General features: G+C 47.6%; 1 protein-coding gene and 1 pseudogene. One reads left to right on the top strand and one right to left on the bottom strand.

The window, feature by feature from the left end:
• Window positions 1-342 (top strand): annotated as a pseudogene (locus tag R8O11_RS26185) (DHH family phosphoesterase); the annotation flags it as partial.
• A gap of 80 nt (window positions 343-422) precedes the next feature.
• Here R8O11_RS26185 and R8O11_RS26180 read toward each other — a convergent pair.
• A partial coding sequence (locus R8O11_RS26180) for a murein hydrolase activator EnvC family protein (protein ID WP_025505453.1) occupies window positions 423-871 on the bottom strand: 449 nt, incomplete at its 5' end.

The raw sequence follows: 871 nt of genomic DNA, 5'->3' as shown, positions 1-871 counted from the left end.
CAAGACATGGATGCCGCGCAAGCGGTACCAGCCACACATGAAAGCGATACATTGAAGTTGTTTGAGCTACCAAACACGGCCGCATCACGTCGAATCAGCGGTGTGTATGGCAACTGGCTGGCAAACCAAAATCCAGACTCTGCGCATGCGGTACTCACAGAAAACGCAGATGCTACTTACACAGTTTCACTCCGTGCACCATTGAACAATAAACAAGGTGCTGTTGCCGTGTGTGGGCAGTTCCCGACAGGTGGTGGGCGAGAGGCGGCTGCGGGTATTAATGCCTTACGCAAAGAAGATGTGAATGCATTTATTGATGTGGTCGAAACGTACTACGCATAGCATTTTCCAAAATATGAATACAACAAAGGAGCAGAGTGGCTCCTTTGTTTTTACTACAAGTAAATAAATAAGTTAGATAATCAGCGCTTTAACCAAGACTTCGGGTTCTGTGCTTCACTATTACGGCGGATTTCGAAATACAGTGATGGTCGGTCTTGACCACCTGTATCACCAGCGAGTGCTATCACTTCGCCTGCGGTGACTTTGTCGCCTTCTTTTTTGGTTAACGCTTGATTGTAGCCGTAAAGCGTCATGTCACCTTTACCGTGATCAAGCAGCACCACTAAACCGTAACCTCTTAAATACTCTGCAAATACGACTGTGCCAGGGTAAACCGCTTTAACTTGTTGACCATAGTTAGCGGAAAGCACCATACCTTTCCAGTTTACTTGTCCGGTTTGACGCGTACCGAAGTTATGTAACACACTGCCTTTGAGTGGCCATGGTAGTTTGCCGCGCTGTTTGCCGAGCCCGTCCATTGGTACTGCATTTCGTTTGGCGGCTTTTGCAATCTCGGCTTTTAGACGGG

This window comes from Vibrio sp. 1288, assembly GCF_033344475.1.
Note: the sequence above shows the minus strand (reverse complement) of the source record. Positions and strands in the feature narration are given on the sequence as shown.